General features: G+C 49.3%; 1 protein-coding gene. It reads right to left on the minus strand.

Annotation, left to right across the window (positions count from 1 at the left end):
• Positions 1–4738, minus strand: a 4738-nt coding sequence (locus HZA49_04155; protein ID MBI5778633.1) for a carboxypeptidase regulatory-like domain-containing protein, incomplete at its 3' end; no start/stop codon positions are given.
• Positions 4739–5033 lie beyond the last annotated feature (295 nt).

Consider the following 5033-nt stretch of genomic DNA (forward strand, 5'->3'; position numbering starts at 1 on the left):
ACGCGCCCACCCTGTCCGTAAGCGAGGTCATGCGCCCGATGGAGTCATAGACGTAAGAGACCGGCGCATGAGAGCCTGTCGTTGTCGAGGACGGGTTCCCGTAGCCGTCATACGCGAGCGTGGTCGTTGTGTGGCGGGCGTCAGCGGCCGTGTTCTTAAAGCCGTTAGTATAGTATGTCGCGGCCGTGGTGTTACCGAGCGCGTCGGCCGCCCCTGTAAGATGATGCTCGGAGTCGTAGGCAAAGGACGCGGCGTGATTGAGCGGGTCGGTCGTTGAGACGAGCCTGTATTGACCGTCATAAGCGTTTGTGGTGATTTTACCGAGCGCGTCTGTTACTTTTATAAGGTTATTCTGGCCGTCATATTCGTACAAAGTGGTTTTCGATCTTGCGTCAATGGTCTTGACTACGTGGTCCTGCCCGTCATAGACCTTGCTCGACTTTTTGCCAAGAGCGTCTTTAGTGGCCGTATGTCTGCCTTTTTCATCGAAGTAATATGTAATCCAGTTACCGGCCGGGTCTTGCTCGTAACTAACATAGCCTGAGAAATAATAATTATAGGTTACATTAGATCCGCCCTGTCTCGGCGCCGTCTGGGTCTTGACCCTGCCCAAGGTGTCGTAGTCGTTGGTTATCGTGGTGATGTTTAACGGGTTTATGAGCGTCGTCATCCTGTGGTCTGCGTTGTAACCGTAGCCCCACTGCTTACCCTCAGGGTCGATATAATTCACAAGGTTGCCGCTTGCGTCATAAGAATAGGAGATTGACCTTCCAGCGGAGTCTGCAACCGACGCTATGCGATTAGAGGCGTCGTACGTAAAGCCAAGCGACCTGCCAAAGGCGTCGGTAACACTCGATAGATTAGAGCCGGAGTAATTGAAGTTCATCGTATTGCCGTCAACGTCAACCATGTCGCTGATGAGGTTAGCGGCGTTAAAATGTGTGCGCTCACCGAAACGCTCCTCAAGGGAATATAGACCGCCTGTCTTTACAAGCTTTGTCGTCAGTCCGGGAAGTGAGGCATAAGTGCCATCCGCAAGCTTTACGAACTCCATTGTCTTCCCGCCCAGATTGACCGTTACGGCGTTGTCGATAAGCTGATCAACCGCCCACTTGCTCGCAAGGGAGGCGGTCATCCATCCCTGAATATCGTCCCGGGTTTTAAAGATATCCACCATCGTATAGAGCGCCGCTATAAACGACGCCGCGTCAACGGGCTGGCGCAGGCCGAGGCCCGGGTTACCGTCGCTTGAAGGCTCAAGGCGTATATCGTAATTGTGCGCCCAACCGTAGCCGAGGGTGCGTTTCACGGAGCCGGAGTTGCCGTTATAAGAACGAGCGAAGGAAAGACCAAGCGGGGCGCTGCTACCGAGGGCAAGGTCGGTATGGTCATATATATATGCGCCGCTGGCCATGTCTACCGGCTCATTTGAAGTAGGAGTATTCACTAAAGTAACATGTTGACCTATGGTTTGGCTGTACAAAACATTATCCACCATATACGTAATAGTTGTTACGAGCTTCGGAATGTTAACCGGCCCCGGTGAAGCTGCATATCCTCCATAATTGTTTTCACCGATAATCATACCCATAGACCCGCTGCTGCCGTCTGCATTAAATTTTTTCTCAACATAGCCCTTACCCTTCCACTGTGTGGAGGTACCCGCAAGGATTGTACCGTTCTGCGGAAGCACTAAGGTATACCCTCCGGCGCTCGTCAAGGCGACCCGGTTCGCAAAATAATCCAGATCAACGACCGAATAACCCGTCAATTGCGGCCTGATGCTTGCCCAGTTAGCCTCGTTCACAAGGAATACCTTATTAGCATTGGTATTTGCACTGGCATTGGCAAGCTGAAATAGCTTCATGGTGGATACCGCAGGCTTATCAGACCCCATCAACTGCTCCAGCATGCCATGCTCGAATGCGCTTGCGGCAGACACTGATGCCTTAAAGTGAGCTAGCTCATCAATACTGCTGTTTATGTTATTATGTTTTGATGAAATACTATAAGTCAACGCCTTCACGTCAATATAATATCCAGCCTCCTGAGCCATTAAACCCACATCGTGGTGCGTTATTTCAACGATATCGGTAAGAGCGGATAAAAGACGGTTAGCCATGTTCACCTCCTTCATCCAAGTTGTTCCCATTATATTAAGTGTCTCGCCGAGGACGGATTCCGAAGTATTGGCCGACCCCTGAGCAATATAACCATCAAGTTGCTTCTGGCTTTTATGAAGCCGGGCGTCCGTTGTCCCGCCGAAATCATAAACTATTGCGTATGAACTGCCGCTTACAGGCGTATAGGTTACCGTCTGGTCGGCATAAGCGCCGCTGTTTGCGGCATAAGGGTGGTCTATTGTCAACGTGAGCGGGTACTTCCATCCATGATAGATGGTGCTGGTGCTGGTGGCTATTAACGCGCCGTCAAGGCGCAATTCCGCCCAATCCACTAGCAGCCCGAGTTCTGTCCCGCCTGGGCGATAGGTAATGGTCAGACGCCTTCCGCCCAAGTCAGGAATCTTAAACGTATAATCTATACCAACATGCTGAACGCGTAATGTCGCGATGTAGGCATTGGGTACCTCGCTCCATGAATATACGATGCCGCCTGTATATGATGAAGTTCGAGTAGAGATTTTACGCCCTCCGATAATTTCCTTTATGTCGCTATTTGGATATTGGCTATGGATAGTGGCAACTAAATTTGATGACAGGGTGGAAAGTTTGCTATTGAGCGCGGTTTCATTAAGGTTGTGGACATAATCGCTCCCTATAGTGGCGCCGGATGCAACGGCTGACATAACATCGGCCTGATTATATCCCATGGCCTGACCGATATCGATTTTGTTTGTGTATGAGTATGTTTTAAAGGATGGGTCATAATAAACGACAGCTCCGTTTATAGTTACCTGTACCCATACTAGGTTCATATCCGCCGAACCGTCGCTGGAAACATCAGCTGGTATGCCGGCATTCGCAATAACATTGGATATCGTCTGATAAGTCTCATCCACTCCAAACAAATTTGCAAGGTCAGCGGCAGAATGATGTACATATACATAACTATACTGAGCGTCCGTATATCCACTCGCCCTCAAAAGCGCAATCATAAGAGAAGCCTGATCGAAATCATTACCGCTGCCGTCAAGCAGCGTGAGCGTTGCGCCTTTAAGAGAGCCGTAATAGGGGACATAGTCAATATTATACGTGACATACCAATACAAATAACCGGGATCATTTTTGAGGGCACGGGCAAGCTCCATTATCTCCGGAGAGACGTCCGTTGCAAGGCCGGTCATGGGCGCACCCGAACCGGATAGAGCGTTGCCGATGCTGACCTTCCTTGAGGCAAAATATGCATCAGCTTCAGCATGACTTACGATAGGCGCCTGCTCAGCAAACCATCCCGGCCCTTTATTTTTTGCATTGGCTTGCGCAGACGCATTCCCCTGATTATTCGCTTGATTTGAATTTGCGGAAGACAAAACGATGATAAAATCCTTAGTCGCAGTCTGAGAGGCCGATAAAGTTATGTTTACTGTCGTAGCGGAATAACCTGCCTTAATCAATATAACCGCATGATTGCCTGAAGGTATCGCTGGGAAGCTGTATTTCCCATTGGCATCGGTTGTCGCGGAATAAGCGCCGATCTTGATATCGACGCCTGCAACAGGCGCGCCGGTCGCATCGCGGACAACGCCGCTTAATAATACCGTCGCCGCCTGTCCATTGCTTGAAACGTTCCCGTTTGCGTTTGCGTCGCCGGGGTTGTCTGCGTTAGCGATAGAAACACGTTGGACGCCGTCTATCGTAGGAAAATCGGCAGGGATAGGATAATCATAGGCGATAGTCCAATCCCCAAAGAAAACATTGCTATTTATTTCACTGTAAGAAATACGTGAATACCCCGCCTCACCCCAATCAGCGCCCCAACTGCTCTTCACTATGAAATACTGCCCGGCATCGTCATAACCCACTATGAGCGCGGAATGATACCCCTCAAGATTGCCCCAGGCGTAGGAATATACCCCTGATGTATAATAAAGAAAGTCGGTATAGACCGACATGGTTGCCACCAGCGGCCCTTTGTTGTAGAGCGCGTATTTAATGGCGTCGAGATTGGAATTCACCCGATACCAATCCGAGATTTTATACGTATTGGACGTCCAGTTCATACATGCGTTAGAACAAGAACCGTCTGCGGCGATATACGGATAGCAACTCTCATCGGGCAGTCCTACGTTACGGATAAAATCCGAAAAATAATCGATGAAACCGCCAACGCATGAGCCTACGCCGCTACAGGATGTAGCCACCTGTTCGGAAAGGTCGATGTCGGCTCCCGGGGTATTACGGGATATCAATACCGACGACTCCAGAGCCGCAGTAGGCGCAAAGGCCCAGCATCCGGCGCAAGCACCCTGTTCTTTTACAGGGGTTACATAGCTGCCATAACCACCGTAATTTCTCCAGTCAACTCTGGTCGGCAAAACAGCGGTTGGAACGGACATTACCTTTTCCGCGCCCTTGGAAGGTATGATAGTTCCAAGCCGACTCCTCCTCTCGTCAGGCGTCAACCTTGTGAACGAAGTTTCACCCGCCGTCCACCGGCCGTTCTTGCCTGATATAGCATTTTTTATCTCGTTAAGTTCATTTGCCGCAGCGTGAGATTTTACACTAAAAAACATGGCGAGAATGAACAATAAGACTGCAACTGAGATCTTACCTCTCATATTTTACGCTCCATGGTTTCATCAATTTATGAACGATTCAAAAAAGTAAGGTAAAAGAATGTCCCTTGTATTTTCATTACTGTCCGGTTAAATTCCAAGGCTCGCAGATAATACCTTGCCGAGAAAAATAAATCCTTTATTTTTCAAGAAATTTGCTTTCGGCGATATATGCTGTCCGGAGAAACCCGAATCTTGATCGCACAAAGGCTTTTAGCTATTGTAAGAGCTCCCATTTTCCATGTGCAAATATGCTATTATAGCCATTTTGAGGCCTATTGCAGGCTGTCCGGTTAAA

It is taken from the genome of Planctomycetota bacterium, from assembly GCA_016235865.1.
Taxonomy (GTDB): domain Bacteria; phylum Planctomycetota; class MHYJ01; order JACQXL01; family JACQXL01; genus JACRIK01.